This is a genomic window from Armatimonas rosea (genome assembly GCF_014202505.1).
GTDB classification, from domain to species: domain Bacteria; phylum Armatimonadota; class Armatimonadia; order Armatimonadales; family Armatimonadaceae; genus Armatimonas; species Armatimonas rosea.
In genome coordinates this window covers 226,976-243,796 of the sequence record NZ_JACHGW010000001.1, presented here as the reverse complement: position 1 = coordinate 243,796, position 16,821 = coordinate 226,976, and the positions used below count along the sequence as shown (strand labels likewise).

At 62.2% G+C, this 16,821-nt stretch carries 15 protein-coding genes; 10 read left to right on the top strand and 5 right to left on the bottom strand.

Features of this window, described 5'->3' with window-relative positions:
• Positions 1 to 2 precede the first annotated feature (2 nt).
• Positions 3 to 2,033, bottom strand: coding sequence for a carbohydrate binding family 9 domain-containing protein (locus tag HNQ39_RS01055; RefSeq protein ID WP_184192055.1), 2,031 nt, complete (start codon positions 2,031 to 2,033; stop codon positions 3 to 5).
• Positions 2,034 to 2,130: 97 nt separating this feature from the next.
• Here HNQ39_RS01055 and HNQ39_RS01050 point away from each other — a divergent pair, with 97 nt between their 5' ends.
• The 7 genes from HNQ39_RS01050 to HNQ39_RS30175 all read left to right on the top strand — a co-directional run bounded on the left by HNQ39_RS01050 (position 2,131) and on the right by HNQ39_RS30175 (position 8,519).
• Positions 2,131 to 3,915 (top strand): CHASE2 domain-containing protein, encoded by a 1,785-nt coding sequence (locus HNQ39_RS01050; RefSeq protein ID WP_184192053.1) that lies wholly within the window; start codon positions 2,131 to 2,133, stop codon positions 3,913 to 3,915.
• Positions 3,916 to 3,920: 5 nt separating this feature from the next.
• Entirely contained in the window at positions 3,921 to 4,667 is a 747-nt protein-coding gene (locus HNQ39_RS01045; RefSeq protein ID WP_184192051.1) for a FecR family protein, read from the top strand.
• A gap of 108 nt (positions 4,668 to 4,775) precedes the next feature.
• Positions 4,776 to 5,141: a competence type IV pilus major pilin ComGC gene (locus HNQ39_RS30180; protein WP_184192049.1), complete on the top strand. Its 366-nt coding sequence runs from the start codon at positions 4,776 to 4,778 to the stop codon at positions 5,139 to 5,141.
• Between the two features lie 81 nt (positions 5,142 to 5,222).
• Positions 5,223 to 5,588 carry a competence type IV pilus major pilin ComGC gene (locus tag HNQ39_RS01035; RefSeq protein ID WP_184192047.1) on the top strand — a complete coding sequence of 122 codons (366 nt, stop codon included), beginning with the start codon at positions 5,223 to 5,225 and terminating at the stop codon, positions 5,586 to 5,588.
• A gap of 96 nt (positions 5,589 to 5,684) precedes the next feature.
• Positions 5,685 to 7,349, top strand: a complete 1,665-nt coding sequence (locus tag HNQ39_RS01030) for a sensor histidine kinase (RefSeq protein WP_184192045.1) — start codon at positions 5,685 to 5,687, stop codon at positions 7,347 to 7,349.
• Positions 7,346 to 8,047 carry a response regulator transcription factor gene (locus tag HNQ39_RS01025; protein ID WP_184192044.1) on the top strand — a complete coding sequence of 234 codons (702 nt, stop codon included), beginning with the start codon at positions 7,346 to 7,348 and terminating at the stop codon, positions 8,045 to 8,047. The genes HNQ39_RS01030 and HNQ39_RS01025 overlap by 4 nt, the downstream gene beginning before the upstream one ends.
• Before the next feature lie 106 nt (positions 8,048 to 8,153).
• Entirely contained in the window at positions 8,154 to 8,519 is a 366-nt protein-coding gene (locus HNQ39_RS30175; RefSeq protein WP_184192042.1) for a competence type IV pilus major pilin ComGC, read from the top strand.
• A 65-nt stretch (positions 8,520 to 8,584) separates the two neighbouring features.
• Here the strand turns inward: HNQ39_RS30175 and infB are convergent, their stop codons facing one another.
• From infB to HNQ39_RS29580, 4 genes are all read right to left on the bottom strand, one after another.
• Positions 8,585 to 10,621 (bottom strand): translation initiation factor IF-2, encoded by a 2,037-nt coding sequence (gene infB / locus HNQ39_RS01015; protein WP_221289732.1) that lies wholly within the window; start codon positions 10,619 to 10,621, stop codon positions 8,585 to 8,587.
• A gap of 153 nt (positions 10,622 to 10,774) precedes the next feature.
• Entirely contained in the window at positions 10,775 to 11,059 is a 285-nt protein-coding gene (rnpM, locus tag HNQ39_RS01010) for an RNase P modulator RnpM (protein ID WP_184192038.1), read from the bottom strand.
• Between the two features lie 9 nt (positions 11,060 to 11,068).
• Positions 11,069 to 12,247, bottom strand: coding sequence for a transcription termination factor NusA (gene nusA / locus HNQ39_RS01005; RefSeq protein ID WP_184192036.1), 1,179 nt, complete (start codon positions 12,245 to 12,247; stop codon positions 11,069 to 11,071).
• A gap of 390 nt (positions 12,248 to 12,637) precedes the next feature.
• Positions 12,638 to 13,792, bottom strand: a complete 1,155-nt coding sequence (locus HNQ39_RS29580) for an alpha/beta hydrolase (protein ID WP_221289730.1) — start codon at positions 13,790 to 13,792, stop codon at positions 12,638 to 12,640.
• A gap of 310 nt (positions 13,793 to 14,102) precedes the next feature.
• On the opposite strand from HNQ39_RS29580, the gene HNQ39_RS00995 reads away from it, so the two are divergent.
• The 3 genes from HNQ39_RS00995 to HNQ39_RS29575 all read left to right on the top strand — a co-directional run bounded on the left by HNQ39_RS00995 (position 14,103) and on the right by HNQ39_RS29575 (position 16,820).
• Complete coding sequence (locus tag HNQ39_RS00995) at positions 14,103 to 14,396, top strand: hypothetical protein (RefSeq protein ID WP_184192034.1); 294 nt, start codon at positions 14,103 to 14,105, stop codon at positions 14,394 to 14,396.
• Positions 14,397 to 14,453: 57 nt separating this feature from the next.
• Positions 14,454 to 16,031, top strand: coding sequence for a gamma-glutamyltransferase family protein (locus HNQ39_RS00990; protein ID WP_184192032.1), 1,578 nt, complete (start codon positions 14,454 to 14,456; stop codon positions 16,029 to 16,031).
• Positions 16,032 to 16,136: 105 nt separating this feature from the next.
• Positions 16,137 to 16,820, top strand: a complete 684-nt coding sequence (locus tag HNQ39_RS29575) for a prepilin-type N-terminal cleavage/methylation domain-containing protein (RefSeq protein WP_221289895.1) — start codon at positions 16,137 to 16,139, stop codon at positions 16,818 to 16,820.
• Position 16,821: the final 1 nt, after the last annotated feature.

Sequence of the window (16,821 nt, the reverse complement as noted above, 5' to 3'; positions counted from 1 at the left end):
GGCTAGCGCGCAAAGACCAGCTTGACCGCGGCGCGGGGCGTGAACTTTACGGCATTGGGGTCCCCAAAGAGGAAGTAGAGCTCCGTCCCCGCGCCGCCCGCATTGCGGTACGAGACATACCAGTTCGTATTGGGGGCCTTGCCCGGCTCGGTCTGGCTGACGACACGCCCTCCCAGCGTCCGGGTGCCCGAGAACTGGTAGTTGAAGGTCGCGATATGCTGCCGGTTCCAGCCGTTCTGCTCCTGAATCCCCCCTTGGTAGATCACATCGAGCCGTTTGAGCATCCGCACCGAGACCTGCGGGCCGAAAAAGCGCGTCGGGGCCCCGCCTTGGGTTCCGGTCGTAAAGTTTAGCCCGTAGCTCTTGAAGCGATTGCTCACCCCCGAGGTCAGCCGAAACCCAATCGTCCGGTCGGTCTGCTCGTCGAAGCGGCTGTGGTTGACATTCACCCCCAGGCTCCAGTCCGAGCGGGTCTGGAAGTTCACCCCCAGAGACGCGCCGCGCTGGAAGGGACGGCCGTCTTGGTGCCACCAGTACTGCGGCCCAAAGTCCACATTGAACGAGCGCCAGGCCCCCTTGCGCCACTCACGACTCCAGTTGTGGTAGCCCGAGAAGCCCTTGAAGTCGTTGAAGAAGACCAGCCCATTGGCATCGCGGAAGTCCTTGCTAGCTGTCAGATACTGGACACTCGTGAAGTGGTTGCCATCGAAGTACTGGAAGTTATTGGACGATGCATAACCGTCGGCCTTCTCGCCCTCGACCCGCCCGCCCGAGAAGAAGTGCTGGCTATCGAAGCCGACCTTCCCCCAGCGGTTGTTGGCAAAGGCACCGCCCACGCTGTTGTGGTCCCCGGCCAGCGCATCTTTCTGGCTCATAAAGACCCCCGCCTGGGCTGTTGGGGAGAGATCGCGGCGGTAGCGCGCCACTAGGTCGCTACGGTTGCCAAAGTCCTCGGTGAGCAAGACCCCGATCGTGTCCTGTGGGCTGAGCTTGCCAAAGACCTTCGCCCCCACATCGAACTTCTCGATCCGGTTGGAGTAGAACAGCGGCCCCAGAGAGAAGAACTGCCCCGTGCGGAAGTAGTCGCCGCCTTCGAGAAAGAAGGGCCGACGCTCCTCCACAAAGCGCTCTGAGCGGGAGAAGCCGATGCTCTGCACCGCGTTCTCGACAGTCGCAAAGTCTGGGTTGGCGCTCACCACCGCCGTGAGATCGGGGGTCGCTTGGTAGCGGGCATCGATCCCCATCCGCTCCACAGCAGGACCATCGCCGCCAAACGTGAGCGTGTAGGGCAGGGTGGAGAGAGTCGGGTGGAAGGCGCTTCGCGGCACCTCGACATCTTTCCAGCGCCCAATGAGGTTCGAGAAGCCCTGCAGGCCCGTGTTGCTCCACTGCGAGCGGATGCGTGTCCGGTACTGGAAGCGGGTGAAGTTGAGCCCGAAGTCGCGCTTCTGTCCCGCCTGCCCCGCAGGGTAGTTCAGCACCTTCCAGGGAATCCGTAGCTCCGCGCTCCAGCCGGTCGGGGTGCGCTTGACCGCGGCGTCCCAAGCCCCGCTCCACTCCGCCTTGTTGGCACGACCGCCCCCAAAGCGCGCCGAGCGGGTTCCCAGCGCATTGACCGCAAAGCGCGCCTGGTCGTTTTCTTTAAAGGAGAGAAAGGGATCGAAGGCGACCTCGATCCAGTCCTCGCTGTTGCGGTCGCCCCGGTAGAGGCTATCGCGCTCCAGCTCCCGCCCCACGATCCCCTCGGGCTGGCTGTCGCGGCACTCAATGGCGACATAGATACTCTCATTATCGTAGGTGAGCCTCGCCACGGTCGGGTCGGCGGCGAGCCTTCCGGTCTGGGGATCGGTGAACTCGCTGGCGGTGGGGACGTCTTTCCAGAGAGCATCCGTGAGCTCGCCATCGAGACTCGGGGCTGGGGCCGTGCGACGGTGTGCCTGGAGCGGACGGCTGCTACGCTCCGGCTCCCGGGCATGCAGAAGCGGCACGAGGAGACACAAAGAGGTAAGCAACAGTGCTGCGCGTGAAAACATATCGGGACAGTATCACTGAAGTTTCGTTTTTCAGCAAACAAGCGTATACCGGAGCACCATTTTGTTTTCATCTTTTGCTGGTATCATCGTCACCAGAATGAACCGACGTGGACAGGCGCTAGCGTTTATTGGGGTGCTTGCCTTTGCCCTGGTCGCGGTGCTCGTCTGGCGGCCGAGCCCCCTGCTTCCTGCGGTGGGCGATCTAGAGTGGCCTTTCTACGACTGGCACCTGCAGGCTAGCGCACGCAAGAAGCCCCTGACTATCGCCGAGTCGCCCGTGGTGATCGTCGCCATGGACGATGAGACGCCCATCAAGCTGGCCTTCTCCGAGGTTCTTGAAGACCCGTTCTATCCCCTCCCCCGCTCGTGCCATGGGGATCTCCTGCGCCAGCTAGAGCGGGCGGGGGTGCGGGGGATCGCCTTTGACCTGGTCTTTACCGAAAAAAGCGAGCACGACGAGAGCTTCCTCAGCGCCCTTAAGACGCGCCAAGGGACCCTTGCAGCCACCCGTCCGCTCCAGACAGAGACCGGGGAAGAGACCTTCGTCCCCCTCGCCTCGACCCTAGAGGAGGGCCTTACCCCCGCCTCCGTGGAGGTTCCTCGCTCCGCAGGCCGCAGCGTGCGCTTTATTCCCTCGCTTGTGCAGGACCAAGGCAGCACCCGCCTCGACCGGCATGTCCCGCATCTCGGGATTGCGCTGGTAGCCGCGGGGGAGGGCGTGCTGGAGCAGGCGGCACAGGTGACCGGGGGCTACTTCCTCTGGGGGACGCTACGGCTGCCAATCGCGGCCAGCTTTGGCTCCAATACAGCGCTCATTCGCTACTTGGGGCCAGAGAATACCTTTCCACGGGTGCGCTACGAGGATATCCTACTGAGCGACTCGCCCCCCGCAGAGCTCAAGGGCAAGCTCGTGTTTGTCGGGCGCTACAGCACGCTCGAAGACCGGCACATGACCCCCCTCGGCGAGATGACCGGCACCGAGATCCTGGCCAACATCGCCTACATGACCGCCACCCGCAACAGCCTACGGACCACGGAGGCCTGGAGCCTGTGGATTGGGCTGGGGCTGAGTGTGGCCTTTCTGATCCTGGTCTGGCGCTTCACCCTTCTCCCCGCTCTGCTCGGCGCGGGCCTGCTGGGCAGTGCCTGGACCTTGCTGACCCACGCGACCTTTCTTCGGACGGGGGTCTGGTGGGAGAGCGCCACGCCCCTCCTGCTGCTGGGCCTCTCGGTTGCGATAACCACCCCCTACGAGATCGTCCGGGCGCACCGCGCCTTCAAGACCCAGGTCTCGGCAGCGGCGGCCCATAGCGCCCTCTCGGGCAGGGGAATGCAGCTGGGGACCCAAGAGGTCTATGTCACGGTGGTCTTCTGCGATATCCGCGGCTTCACCAGCTTCTGCGAGACCCACAGCGCCGATGCGGTCGAGGCGATGCTGCGCTCGTACTTTGAGGCGGGCGATAGCGCGGCGCGGCGCTTTGGCTCGGAGCTGGATAAGTTCATGGGCGATGCGATCTTGCTCTACTTCTTCGAGCTTCCCAAGCAGGAGCCGGGTGCGGTGCGCGCGATCCGGTGGGCCTGGGAGATGCAGCGTGCGGCGGAGACCATCGGCATTCAGGTCGGGATTGGGATCGCCTCGGGGCTGGCGCGCGAGGGCTTTATCGGCACCCCGGGGCGGATGCAGCGCACGGTGATCGGGGACGTGGTCAACCTGGCCTCGCGGCTTCAAGAGGCCACCAAGACCCTCAAGACCCCCATTCTCCTCAGCGAGGGAAGTTTTTCGCAGCTGGAGAGCCTCACCGCTGAACCCCTGGGAGAGATCACCGTCAGAGGTAAACAACAGCCCGTGCGGGTCTTCCGGCCTGCCCCGGTCAAGGAGTGACAACCATGCAGTCTCCCCCCTTTGCCCGCATCGCCGATGCCTTTGGTAGTGTGGAGAAAAAGCTCCCCGGTAGCACCACGTTTCGTCCCCTCTCCATCGGGGATCGTGTCCCTGCGGCCACTGTCCTGCGCACCGCAAGCGATGCCGCCCTTCTGATCGAGCTCCCCGACAAGCATGTCGTGCGGGTCGGGGCCAGTAGCACTGTGGTACTCAACCAGCTGGGGCAGGATAAGCAGTTTGCCCTCAAGGTGCTCAGCGGCCAGGTCTGGGCCTTGGTCAAGAAGGCCAACCACCCCTCCAAGTTCACTGTGGAGACCTCCAGTGGGGTCGCGGGGGTTACGGGGACCTTCTTTGCCGTGGGCCTAGACCAAGAGACCCAGGAGATGATTGTCAGCACGGAGGAGGGCAGTGTCGAGGTGCAGTCCTACGACGATGCAGGGGTGCCTCTGGGCCAGCCGGTGGCTGTCCGTGAGGGCATGATGGTTCGAGCCGCCCGCCAGCGCGCCAAGCTCATCGCGAGCCGTCAGCTCCGAGAGCACCAGGTCATGTGGAGCCTGCTCAACCGTGAAGGGGCCTGGGCGCAGCAGCGTGGTCAAGGCCCTCTCAAGCTCACCCGAGGCCGCGAGTCGGAGCTCTGGCGGTACTTGCACCTAAAGAGCCTCCCCGCCAAGCGCCCCGGAGCAAGGCCCGCTCCGCCCCTAAGGCAAAAAAACCGCCCCGGCGGCCCAAAACCTGGTATCTGGCGCGGCTAAGTGCTCAAAATCGACCTGAAGTTAATCCGGCGAAGGGCCATAATTCTCTTTGTAAGAGAGAAGCGGGATCACCCCTTGGGCTCGAACATGAAAGGTCACTAACTAAAAATGAAGTCTCTTCGCCGTGCGTTTACGCTTGTTGAAATTATGATCGTCGTCCTGATTATCGGTATCCTGGTCGCGATCGCTGTCCCCAACTTTGTCCGTGCTCGTGAGTCCGCTCGCGCTCGTGCTTGTGTTGCCAACCTGAAGCAGATCGACTCCGCCAAGGAGCAGTACGCCATGGACTACAAGCTGGCACAGGGCTCCACCATGCCCGCTCTGTCCGTGCTCTGTGGCGCGGGTACCACCACCTACATCAAGGGCGGTACTCCCACCTGTGCATCGAGCGGAACCTACACCGTCGGCAACCTGGGTACCGACCCGGTCTGCTCCATCGGTACCGGCGCGGCCGTTGCCCACGTCCTGCCGTAGGCTAGCATCGTTTTTTCAGAGGGGGTGCCCACGGTACCCCCTCGTTTTAATCTGTGCCTATCTGCCTAAGAAACCAAAACTATGAGGTCGCTTCGTCGTGCGTTTACGCTTGTCGAGATCATGATTGTTGTCTTGATTATCGGCATCCTCGTCTCGATCGCCGTTCCCAACTTTGTCCGTGCCCGTGAGTCCGCTCGCGCTCGTGCCTGTGTGGGTAATCTCCGCCAGATCGACTCGGCCAAGGAGCAGTACGCCATGGACTTCCGGTTGGCTCAAGGCGCAACCCTGCCTGCGCTCTCTGTACTCTGTGGCACGGGAACCGGCACGTATATCAAGGGAAACGCGCCTGTCTGTCCCTCGAACGGAACCTACACCGTCAACGTTCTGGGAACCGACCCCACTTGTTCGGTCGGTACGGGGGCAGCGGTCGCCCATGTTCTTCCCTAGCGAGAGACAAAAGATCCCCGGAGCAAGCTGCTTCGGGGATTTTTTACATTTAGGACTTATCTTTCCTAGCAAATCTACCAACATGTCTTAAAGGAGATGCTAAATTTTTTCCGTGAGCTTACACACCGCCCCCTAAACCGCAGCCAGCGCGAGCCACTCCTGGTCTCGATACTGCTCCTGAGTGCTTTTATCGGGATGGGCTTCTATATCGTCAGCGCCCTCATGAGTGCGCGCTCTCTTCGCGAACAGAATGCCCTCCGCAGAAACGCCACACTTGCTGTCATCTACTCCAAGATTGTCTCCAGCGATGTCCGCGACTCCCTAAGCCTGATTCACTCTTTTGAGGATCGTTTCTTCGAGAAAAAGATCCAGCTCACGAAGAAAGAACAAGATGCCCTCGCACAGTACAGCGAGATCTCTCCCCGGCTCTACCAGGCAACGGTGCTCTCCGCCGAGGGCGAGTGTCTCTACTCCACAGACCCACGCTTCGCTCACTTTCTCGTCGACTCGTTGCACCGAGCGGGCTTTCCACAAAACCCTCATCTTCCCTTGATCGAGAGCCTGGAGAACATCCCGACCTTCTTTAGCCCGGTTCCACGGCGCAATCCCCAAGGCTACTTGGTGACCTCTTTCCGCCCCGAAGGGTTCTCTCTCTGGCTGGCCGACTTTGCCATCACAGGGACTCAGGTCTTTATTATCCAGCGCGACGGCCAAGTGATTGTCTCGACTAACACGGAGGAGCGCTGGAAGCAGGTCCCCCTAAACTACGAGCCGCTCCATCGGGCACGAAAAGGCCTCTCCGATGCCACGATCGACCAGCATCCCTTTATGGCACGGCGCGCTCTGGTGGGCTTCGCGCCTATCCCTGAGACCCAGTGGTGCCTTCTGGTCGTGCAGAACGAGGTTGATGCCTACAACGAGGAAGACTTTCCTGTTATCAATCTCACCCGGACAACCGCGCCGCTGCTACTTTTCCTGCCCTTTGCTGCCTGGATGACCCTCAATCGCTACCATAAGCAGCTCCGTAAAGCGCAGGAGCTCTCGTTTCATAATGAGCGCCTCCATGTCTTTGCACAGGCTAAGTCCGACCTCCTGGCCAATGTCTCCCACGACCTGAAGACCCCGATCGCCAGCCTACAGCTCTCCCTGGGGAGCCTGCATGACCCTGAGCTTGCACACCAGCCCGAGCGCCTCCAAGCCTATGCCCTCCTGCTGGAGCAGGAGCTAGGGCGGCTCTCCAGCAAGGTGCGCAACCTGCTGGACATGTCCCGCTTGGAGCACATCCCCCCCGACTCTGGAGCGCCCCTCCTGGAGCTCAGCGAGGTCGTGGGGGATGCTCTGGAGAGGATGCGCCCCCTCCTTGCGGAGCATGCACTCCGCATTGACTTCCCTGCCGAGCCACTCTTTACCGAGTGCGACCCGGAGCGGCTCGTGACAGTGGTGATAAACCTCTTGGAGAACGCGATCCGCTACACGCCTCCGGGGAGTCCGCTCTTTCTCTCCGCAAGCACGACCGACCAGACCCTCTGCTTCACCCTCCGCGACTCGGGGCCGGGTATCCCGGAGGAGTTTCACCCGTTTCTGTTTGAGAAGTTCTACCGGGTTCCCGGCCAGCAGCTCCACGGAACGGGACTGGGACTGGCGATCTGCAAGAGCATTATCGAGGCGCAAGGCGGGACGATCACGGTCAGCTCGCCTCCCGAAGGCGGTGCGGCGTTTACGGTTACCCTACCCCGCTACGAAATGGAGCCCCCCGAATGAGTGCAGGAGTCGTACTGGTTATTGAAGACGATCCCCATCTCCAGCAGGTTCTGGCCGATCAGCTCCGGCAGCAAGACTGGACCGTCTCCACAAGCGCAACGGGCCAAGGCGGTCTGGACTCCTTCGCCAAGGTGTCGCCGGATATTGTCTTACTCGATATTGGGCTGGGAGACATGAACGGGCTCCAGGTCTGCCAGGCGCTTCGGCAGCAGAGCACTGTTCCTATCATCCTCGTCACCGCCGCCGATACCCCCCAGATGAAGATCACGGCTCTTGAGCTCGGTGCCGATGACTACCTGACCAAGCCCTTTTATCTGGGGGAGCTCCTGGCCCGGATGCGTGCGGTACTACGAAGAACACAGAAGGGGCAAAAAGTATCTCCAAATGCAGTAATCGAGATTGGGCCACTAAGAATCGACCTCAACAAACGCGAAGTTTTCAGAGAGGATGTATATATCAACCTCACAAAGACAGAATTCGATATACTACAAGCACTTGTAAAGAACATAGACGAAGCCATCAGCTATAAAAACTTACTCAAGCAAGTATGGGGTGAAGGATATGACGATATCAGATCTCTTCATGTACACTTATCACATCTTCGTAAAAAAATTGAGCCCGATGTTAGTGGACCCAGGTATCTCGTAACAATACCAGGTATGGGTTACCGACTAAGAAGCCAGCTAATATCATCCTAAAGATTCACTTAAGAAGCCTATACATACAAACTTCAAGTGACCACAATTAAGACATAGCCAGAGAGTTGCAACAAACTCTCAAATAAAAAAAGGTCACTTGCTAAAAATGAAATCTCTTCGCCGTGCGTTTACGCTTGTAGAAATTATGATCGTCGTCCTGATCATCGGTATCCTGGTCGCGATCGCGGTTCCTAACTTTGTCCGTGCTCGTGAGTCCGCTCGCGCTCGTGCTTGTGTTAAGAACCTACGTACGATCGACTCCGCCAAGGAGCAGTACGCCATGGACTACAAGCTGGCACAGGGCGGAACCTTGCCCGCTCTGTCCGTGCTCTGTGGCGCGGGTACCACCACCTACATCAAGGGCGGTACTCCCACCTGTGCATCGAGCGGAACCTACACCGTCGGCAACCTGGGCACTGACCCCACCTGCTCCATCGGCACAGCTGCCGCCGTTGCGCACGTCCTGCCGTAGCCTAGTATCGGCCTGTAAAACAAAAATCCCCGGAGCAAGTTGCTCCGGGGATTTTTTTGCCTTGACTAGAGCTCGCGCTGGATCTGGCGCATCTCGTAGCACTCGAGGATATCGCCGACCTGCAGGTCGTTGAAGCCACGGATGGTGATACCACACTCGTAGCCCGCCGCCACCTCCCGCTGGTCGTCCTTGAAGCGCTTGAGCGTATCGATTGGACCGTCGTGGAGCAGCTCCTTGCCGCGGTGAACACGGACACTGGAGTTGCGCTTGACCACCCCATCCAGGACATACGAGCCCGCGATCGAGCGCCCACCCGGGAGCCGGAAGAGCTGCCGAATCTCGACCTTGCCCAGTGCGGCCTCCTCGAAGATCGGGGGAAGCAGCGCCAGCATGCCCTCTTTGACCGCATCGATAAGCTCGTAGATGATCGAGAAGATCTTGATCTGGACGTGCTCTTTCTCAGCGTTCTTGGTGACATTGCCTGCCGTCCCGACATTGAAGCCCACGATCAGACAGTTCTTCTCGTCGGCCTGGTGGTCCGCGGAGGCGATCAGTACATCGCTGTCCGAGATCGGCCCGACGCCCGTGGAGAGCACCCGCACCCGGACTTCGTCGTTGCCCAGCGGCTCGACACTATCCCGGATTGCCTGGACACTGCCCTGCACGTCGGCCTTGATCACCAGGTTGAGCTCCTTGATGGGGCCGGAGTGGAGCTGGGCATAGAGCTGCTCCAGGGTGAGCTTGCCACCGCCTGTGAGGCGATCCTCGCGCTTGCGCTGCTCACGGCGCTCGGCCAGTGCCCGCGCCTCTTTCTCGTCCTTGGCCACCTCGATCCGGTCGCCCGCATCGGGGACACCGTTGAGGCCGATGATCTCCACCGGCGACGAAGGCCCGGCCTTGACCAGCTTGGTGCCGCGCTCATCGGTCATGCCGCGCACCTTGCCAAAGACCCCGCCCGCCACGACATTGTCGCCCTGGCGCAGGGTTCCCTGCTGGACCAGCACGGTCGCGACCGTCCCGCGGCCCTTGTCTACCTTGGCCTCGATAATGGTTCCCTGCATCTTGGCGTGCGGGTCGGCCTTGGGGTCCACCTCGATCTCGGAGACCAGCAAGATCGCCTCGAGGAGGTCGTCGATGCCGTCACCGGTCTTGGCGGAGATATTGACCGTGGGAACCGTGCCTCCGTAGGCCTCGGGGACCAGCTCGTAGCGGGTCAGGTCGGTGAGGACCTTGTCGGGGTTCGCCTCGGGCAGGTCGCACTTGTTCACCGCGACAATGATCGGCACCTTGGCCTTGAGCGCCACCTGGATGGCCTCTTCGGTCTGGGGCATCACCGAGTCGTTGGCGGCGACCACGATAATGACGATATCGGTCACCGATGTCCCGCGCTTGCGCATCGCGGAGAACGCGGCGTGGCCCGGGGTGTCTAAGAACGTGATGCGCTTGCCATCGATCTCGACCTGGTAGGCCCCAATGTGCTGGGTGATACCACCGGCCTCGCCATCGACCACGTGGGCCTTGCGCAGGTAGTCCAGGAGGCTGGTTTTGCCGTGGTCGACGTGTCCCATGATGGTGACAACGGGGGGACGTGGAACGGAGTCGGTGGGCTTGCCCTTACCGACAGCAGTGCGCGGGGCTCCCTTGGGGGCGGCGGTTCCCGCCCCTGCCGCTACAGCAAAGGGCTTCTCCGCGGGCGCGGTCTTGGGAGCGGTGGGAGCGGCCTCGGGGGCGGGAGTCGCCTCACCAACCACCACGACCTTGCCCAGCTTCTTGGCGATTCGCTGAACCGCATCGGGGGCGAGGCGCTGGTTCAGCCCGGCGAGCACGCCGAGGCCCATCAGAACCTTCTGCACCTCACTCGGGCCTACCCCGAGCTTCTCTCCCAGCTCTTTAACCGTCACATTGACCGGGATGGCAATGGTGGCTCCCCCCGCAGCGGCTTCGGGCTGGACGGGGGTGCTGAGCACCGCACGCGCCTTCGCTGCCAGGGTGTCGTCGAGCTCTTGCGAGGGGGCAAACTTACCCACACCCGCCTTGTCCAGACGACTGACGATCTCTTGATTGGAGATTCCTAACTCTTTGGCCAGTTCGAAAACTTTCACCGGCATCGCACACCTCTTTCCGATAACGCTCCTCAAGAGCGCAGTCACGTCCTTAGTCGTTCATTGGGACGCTCCTCGATACATAAGATTTTTTGGGGGAGGAAGACAACAAAAAGGGGGCCAAGGCCCCCTCGTATTGGTTCCAACCAGTTACTATATCGCACTTTCAGGAGGAATGGTACTGCGCAGGGTCTCGGCAAAGCCTTCGGGGAGGGTGATTTTAAGAGAGCGCTCCAGGGCCTTGCGCTTGAGAGCGAGCTCGATACAGGCAGAGGTGGGGCAGACATAGGCCCCGCGCCCGCTCTGTTTTCCGGTGGGATCGACCGCGACTCCCGCGCCCTCGGGGAGGCGGACGATCCTCAGGAGGCCACGCTTCCCCCCCGCCGTGCGGCAGGCGACACAGGTACGAACCGGCACGCGCCGTGCGGGGGGGAGCATTCTAAGCGCCTACTCCTCGTCGTCGTCGAAATCGGCCAGGGTCAGCGGCGGCAAGTCCGCCCCCTCGTCGCTCTCTTCGTCGGCCACGACCACAGGCTCAGCAGACGTTGCGGGCGCGGCCACACCGGCCTGGCGCTCCCGGGCGACCTGGGTCTCGGAGCGGATATCGATCCGCCAGCCGGTCAGGCGCGCCGCGAGGCGCACGTTCTGCCCAGCCTTGCCAATAGCGAGCGAGAGCTGGTTGTCCGGGACTACCACAAACGCCGACTTTTGCTCATCGTCGATCTTCACCGATCCCACCTTGGCGGGCGAGAGCGACTCGGTGATGAACTGGCGCATGTCGGGTCCCCAGCGGACAATATCCATCTTCTCGCCACGGAGCTCATCGACCACGGCCTGGACACGCTGTCCCCGGTGGCCCACGCACGAGCCCACGGGATCGACCCGCTCCTCTTTGGAGGCAACGGCGATCTTGCTGCGCTGGCCGGCCTCGCGCGCCACGGACTTGATCGAGACGGTCCCATCGGCGATCTCGGGGACCTCCATCTCAAAGAGACGGCGGATCAGGCTCGGGTGGGAGCGGCTGACGATCACCTGGGGGCCCTTGGCACCGCGGCGGACATCGAGCACCAGGAAGCGGAAGCGCTCGTTGTGGCGGTAGTTCTCGCTCTCAACCTGCTCTTTTTCGGGGAGAATCGCCTCGATCTTGCCCAGGTTGATGATGACATTGCGGCCCTCGCGGCGGTAGACCGTGCCGGTCATCAGCTCGCCCTTGCGCTGGTCGAACTCATCGAAGACCTTGTCGCGCTCGGCCTCACGGATACGCTGCACCACCACCTGCTTGGCGGTCTGGGCGGCGATTCGGCTCATGCGCTCCATGTCGCGGTCGCTGAGGCGCTCCTCGATCAAATCCCCGAGCTGGGCCTTGGCGTTGTGGTTGGCACGTGCCTCGGTCAGGCTGATCTCGGTGTGGGGGCTGGTGACATTCTCCACGACAGCACGGCGGCGGAAGTAGATCGGCTGCTTACCCGACGTGTGCTCGATCCGCAGGGTGACATCTTGATCTACCCCCAGGGTTTTCTTGTAGGCAGTGGACATCGCCGCCTCAAGTGCCTGCCAGAGCGTGTCGAAGGGGATATCCTTCTCGCGCTCGATCTGGCGCAGTGCCTCTATAAATTCCGCGTTCATGGTTCGGTCTTCTCCCCCTACAAAGTTTGTTTGAGGCACAGAATAAAAAAAGCGCGCCGGTCGGCTCGCTTGTTATTGCGCCTGATGTCAGTTGTGGAGTGCGTTACTGCTCCACGATTGCAGAGTAAGTCTACCATATCTTCCCTGTCACCCGCAATAACTCGTAGATTCAACAGGCATCGTTTCGTAGCGCCCAATAGAATTGGGCGTCAACAGTGGCGTCCCGCCGCAAAGCCCGTGCCGGGCTTACCTCCCCCGGCCTCGTGGAACTCGGCCACCCCCTCCGGCTTCGCGAAGGGGGGCGTCATTTTGTAGCCCGGCACGGGCTTTGCGGCCGAGGGACGAGGCCACTGCAGACGCCGGTTTTCCAACCGGCGCTGCGAACGTGGGTTATTTTCGCCAGAGCCAGCGCAGGGAGTCGGGGAGGAGGGCTTGGCCGTGCTTGCCGGAGTGGAAGCCTTGCCCAAAGACAAATTTAAAGTCGTAGCCGGCGTAGGCGAGGGCCTTTGCCATGCCCTGGTTGGCGAGCGGCCAGTTGCCAAAGGGGTTGTCCAGGTCGTTGGCGCCGTCTTGCAGAAAGACCCGGATCGGCTTGGGCTTGTCCTTGCTCTGGCGCACCAGGACCGGGTAGTTGTGGCCGCCGCTGATCCGATTGGCACCGCCTTGCAGGTTCACAAAGCTCCCCACCCACGAGAGCACCTTGGAGAACTGGTCGGGGCGCTCCCAAGCCACGGTAAACGCGCAGATTCCCCCGCTGGAGCTGCCCGCAATCGCCCGGTCGGCGGGGTTGGTGGAGAGGTTGTACTTCTTGGCCACCTCCGGCAGGATCTCGGTGAGGAGCATCTCGGAGTACTTGGGCGAGAGGGTATCGTACTCCACCGAGCGGTTGGAGCGGCCCCCGTCGAAGACTCCGGGCTGGATGAAGATTCCAATCGTAACCGGCATCTCCCCCTTGGCGATCAGGTTGTCAAAGACCGGCGGGATGTAGTTCTTCGGCCCGCTACCGTCCTGGAAGACCATCACCGCGGCGGGCTTGCTGGGATCGTACTGGGCGGGGACATAGATCCACCACGGGCGGCTGGTCCCGGCAAAGACCTGGCTCTTGAAGACTCCCATGTCCGTGACCGTGCCCTTGGGGACACCATCGTGGTACTTGGCATCGGCGGGGGTGGTGTAGACCTCCAGCTGCCCACCGCCGCGCTTCTCGCTCCCCACCTCGATGTGCCACAAGAAGCCCGTGCCCTCGGGGAGGGTCGCCACAGCAGCCCAGACATTGCTCGCCCCGACACGCTTGAGCGGGAGCGTGAAGCCACTGGTCTCGCTCACCACCTTGGGGTCTTTCTCGCCCTCGGCCAGCTCGATCGCAAACGCGACCGTGCAGTCGTCGGTCTTGACACCGCCCTTGGCGAGATTCGCCGCCCCAAACCAGCGGCGCACCGCCTCGGGGGTCGCCGCGCCGTCGCGGAGCTGTGCGTGGGTGAGCGGCGGCTGTTGCACCATCGAAACCGAGGCCACCAGAGGAAGCGTAAGAAGTAGAGTGTTCATGCTAGGCCGTTCGACAGAGCGCGCCGGGTTTCCTGCGAAAACCATTGCCTTCGACGACGACGCCTCGACGGACATCGTCGGGCTCACCCAGAGGGTACCCGGGCCTTCGGCCGCCTCCTCGTTCCTCGTCGGTAGAATTTCGCTGAAGGCGCGGCGGAGGAACGACGCCCCCGGGTACCCTTTGGGTGCGGACGTTTACCGTTCTGGCCAACGGGTCGGGAAAAAACAAATCGGGAACTCTTTGCCGGTTTGTGGTCTCCAAGGACTTGCCCCCGTTTTCCAAAAGGGGCAAGAAAAGGCGGTACTCCCCATGGAGAACCAACCCATCCCTGCGACGCTCCGTGCGAAGCATACTCACGGTGCCCTCACCCGCATGCGCCAGTCCGGCCAGACCGCTGTGTCCCTCTCCGGAAAAGGCATGGTCCCGATCTCCCTCTATATCGCAACGGCTGACCTTGAGAGCGCCCTCTTGGGCAAGTTCGGCGAAGAGGTGCAGATGACCATCGGCTACGACGGCACCGACTACCTCACTAAGCTCGCACAAGTAGACCGCCACCCGATCTCCCGCGAGATCATGACGGTCTCCCTCCAGAAGCTCGACTAGAGAGTCTCGGAGGAGAGCGCTGCCTTCGGGGTGAAACATAGCCCCGGAGGCAGTCCATTGGCAACACGAGGTTTGGTGGTAGCGAAAAACGGGGTGGCGGCGACCAGCCAGCCCCTGGCGACGGCGGCGGCTCTGGCGATCTTGGGGCGGGGCGGGACCTTTGCGGATGCGGCGATCGCGGCATCGGCGGTGCTGTGCGTGATCGAGCCCTGGAACTCCCACCTGGGCGGCGATGCCTTTCTGATTGTCCACGATGCCCAAACGCGCAAGACCCTGGCCTACAATGCCTCGGGGGCGGCACCCAAATCCGCGAGCCTCGCCAGCTACCGCGCTCCCCTCCCGATCCACGGAGCCCGCGCCGCGACTGTCCCCGGCCTGGTCGATGCCTGGTTTGCGCTCCACCAGCGCCACGGCTCCCTCCCCTTCTCCGACCTGCTCAGCGCGGCGATTGGCTACGCCCGCGACGGCTACCCGGCCGGCCCCCGCGCCGTGAAGAAGTTCGCCGAGTTTGCGCATCTCTCGGGTTTAGAGGCACTCGGCACGAAGACCCCGACGCTGGGCGAGCTCGTGCGACAGCCGGACTTGGCATGGAGCTTGGAAGAGCTCGCCCAACACGGCCGCGAGGCGTTTTACTCGGGAGCGATTGCCCAGAAGATTGTCGCGGCGTCGAAGGGGCACTTCACGCTCGACGATCTCGCTGCCCATAAAACGCGGATTCTGGCACCGCTCTCCGTGGGCTACCGCGGCCTCACGGTTCACTGCCAGCCGCCGCCGTCGCAGGGGATGATCCTGGCGCAAGAGCTGGCCCTGGCGGAGGGATTTGCGCTCGGAGAGCTGGATGAGGACGAGCGGACGCATCTTCTAGTCGAGTGTAAAAAACGCGCCTTCGCGGACCGCTTCGCCCACCTCGCCGACCCGGAGTGGCATGAGATTCCGCTGGAGAGGCTCCTGAGCGAGCCGTATCTGGCCAAGCGCCGCGCCGAGATCGGGGAGAGTGCCACCGTCATGCCCTCCCCCACACGTGGGGGCCAGGGGGCAGACGAAGGCCAGGACACGACCTATTTTCTGGTGGCGGACAAAAACGGCAATGCGGTGAGCTTTATCCAGAGCATCTTCCATAACTTTGGGAGCGCCTGGATTCCCGAGGGCACAGGGATTCTCTTCAACAACCGCCTCACCGGCTTCTCGCTCGACCCTAAATCGCCCAATGTCCTGGCGCCCGGCAAGCGCCCCGCGCACACGCTCAACGCCTGGCTCGCCACCAACCCCGACGGCACGCTCGCGCTAGTCGGCGGGACCCCGGGCGCCAATATCCAGGTGCAGACCAACCTGCAGCTACTGGTGAACACGCTCGATCTGGATCTCGATCCGCAAGAAGCGGTCGAGCGCCCCCGCTGGCAGCACTCGTCGGACGGCGGAAACACGGGCCAGAGCGAGGAGGGGCTGGGCATCCTGGAGCTCGAGGACCGCGCCGCCCCCGCCCTCTTTGGCGAGCTGGTCGAGCGCGGCCACGATGTCCGCCCCATCGGCGGCTGGGCCCACGGCTCGGCGGCGCAGCTCCTCAAGGTGCTCCCCAGCGGTGCCTACGCGGTCGGCTCCGATCCCCGCTGCGATGGCCAAGCGGGCGGGCTCTAAAAAATCCCCTTGACAGGGCAGGACGATCCGCGGTACCTTATTGGCGACAAAATAAGTCGGCGATTTAATCTATCGCCAAAAAAACAGAAAAGGACTCCCCACCCCATGCGCCGTCGTACCGCTTTCACGCTTATCGAGCTTCTTGTGGTAATTGCCATTATTGCCATCCTAGCCGCGATCCTCTTTCCGGTCTTTGCACAGGCACGGGAAAAAGCGCGGCAGACCAGCTGCCTCTCCAACCAGAAACAGCTCACGCTGGGCTTGCTGATGTACGCGCAGGACTACGACGAGCAGTTGGCGCTGATCCGCCGCGAGCGGAGCTGGGTCTACATGGCGCAGCCCTACCTCAAGAGCTACGCCGTGCTACGCTGCGCGTCGGACCCTAGCACAAACTGGGCACCAAACGCCGCCGTTTTTAATCCGGCAGACCCCACGACCTACACGACGGCCTTTCGGGTGACCAGCTACGCCCTCAATGGCTTTCTCTCCCCAGAGATCACCACCAATGCCTTCACGAGCCTGGCCAGTATCGACAAGCCCGCCAGCGTGATCGCCCTCGCCGAGAGCGCGACCAACTTTCGGGAGAACTACTTCCATGCCCATGTCTGGCCCACGCGGCACTGGATCGCGGCCACCAACCTCCCCGACGATGTAATCACGAACCAGCACGCAGGGGGCTTTACGGTGGGCTACCTCGACGGCCACGCGAAGTGGGTGCGCTGGGAGCAGGTCTGGTGGCAGGATGGGGCGCGGGGGATCGAGAAAGGCAGCTTCGATCCCCGCCAGTAGC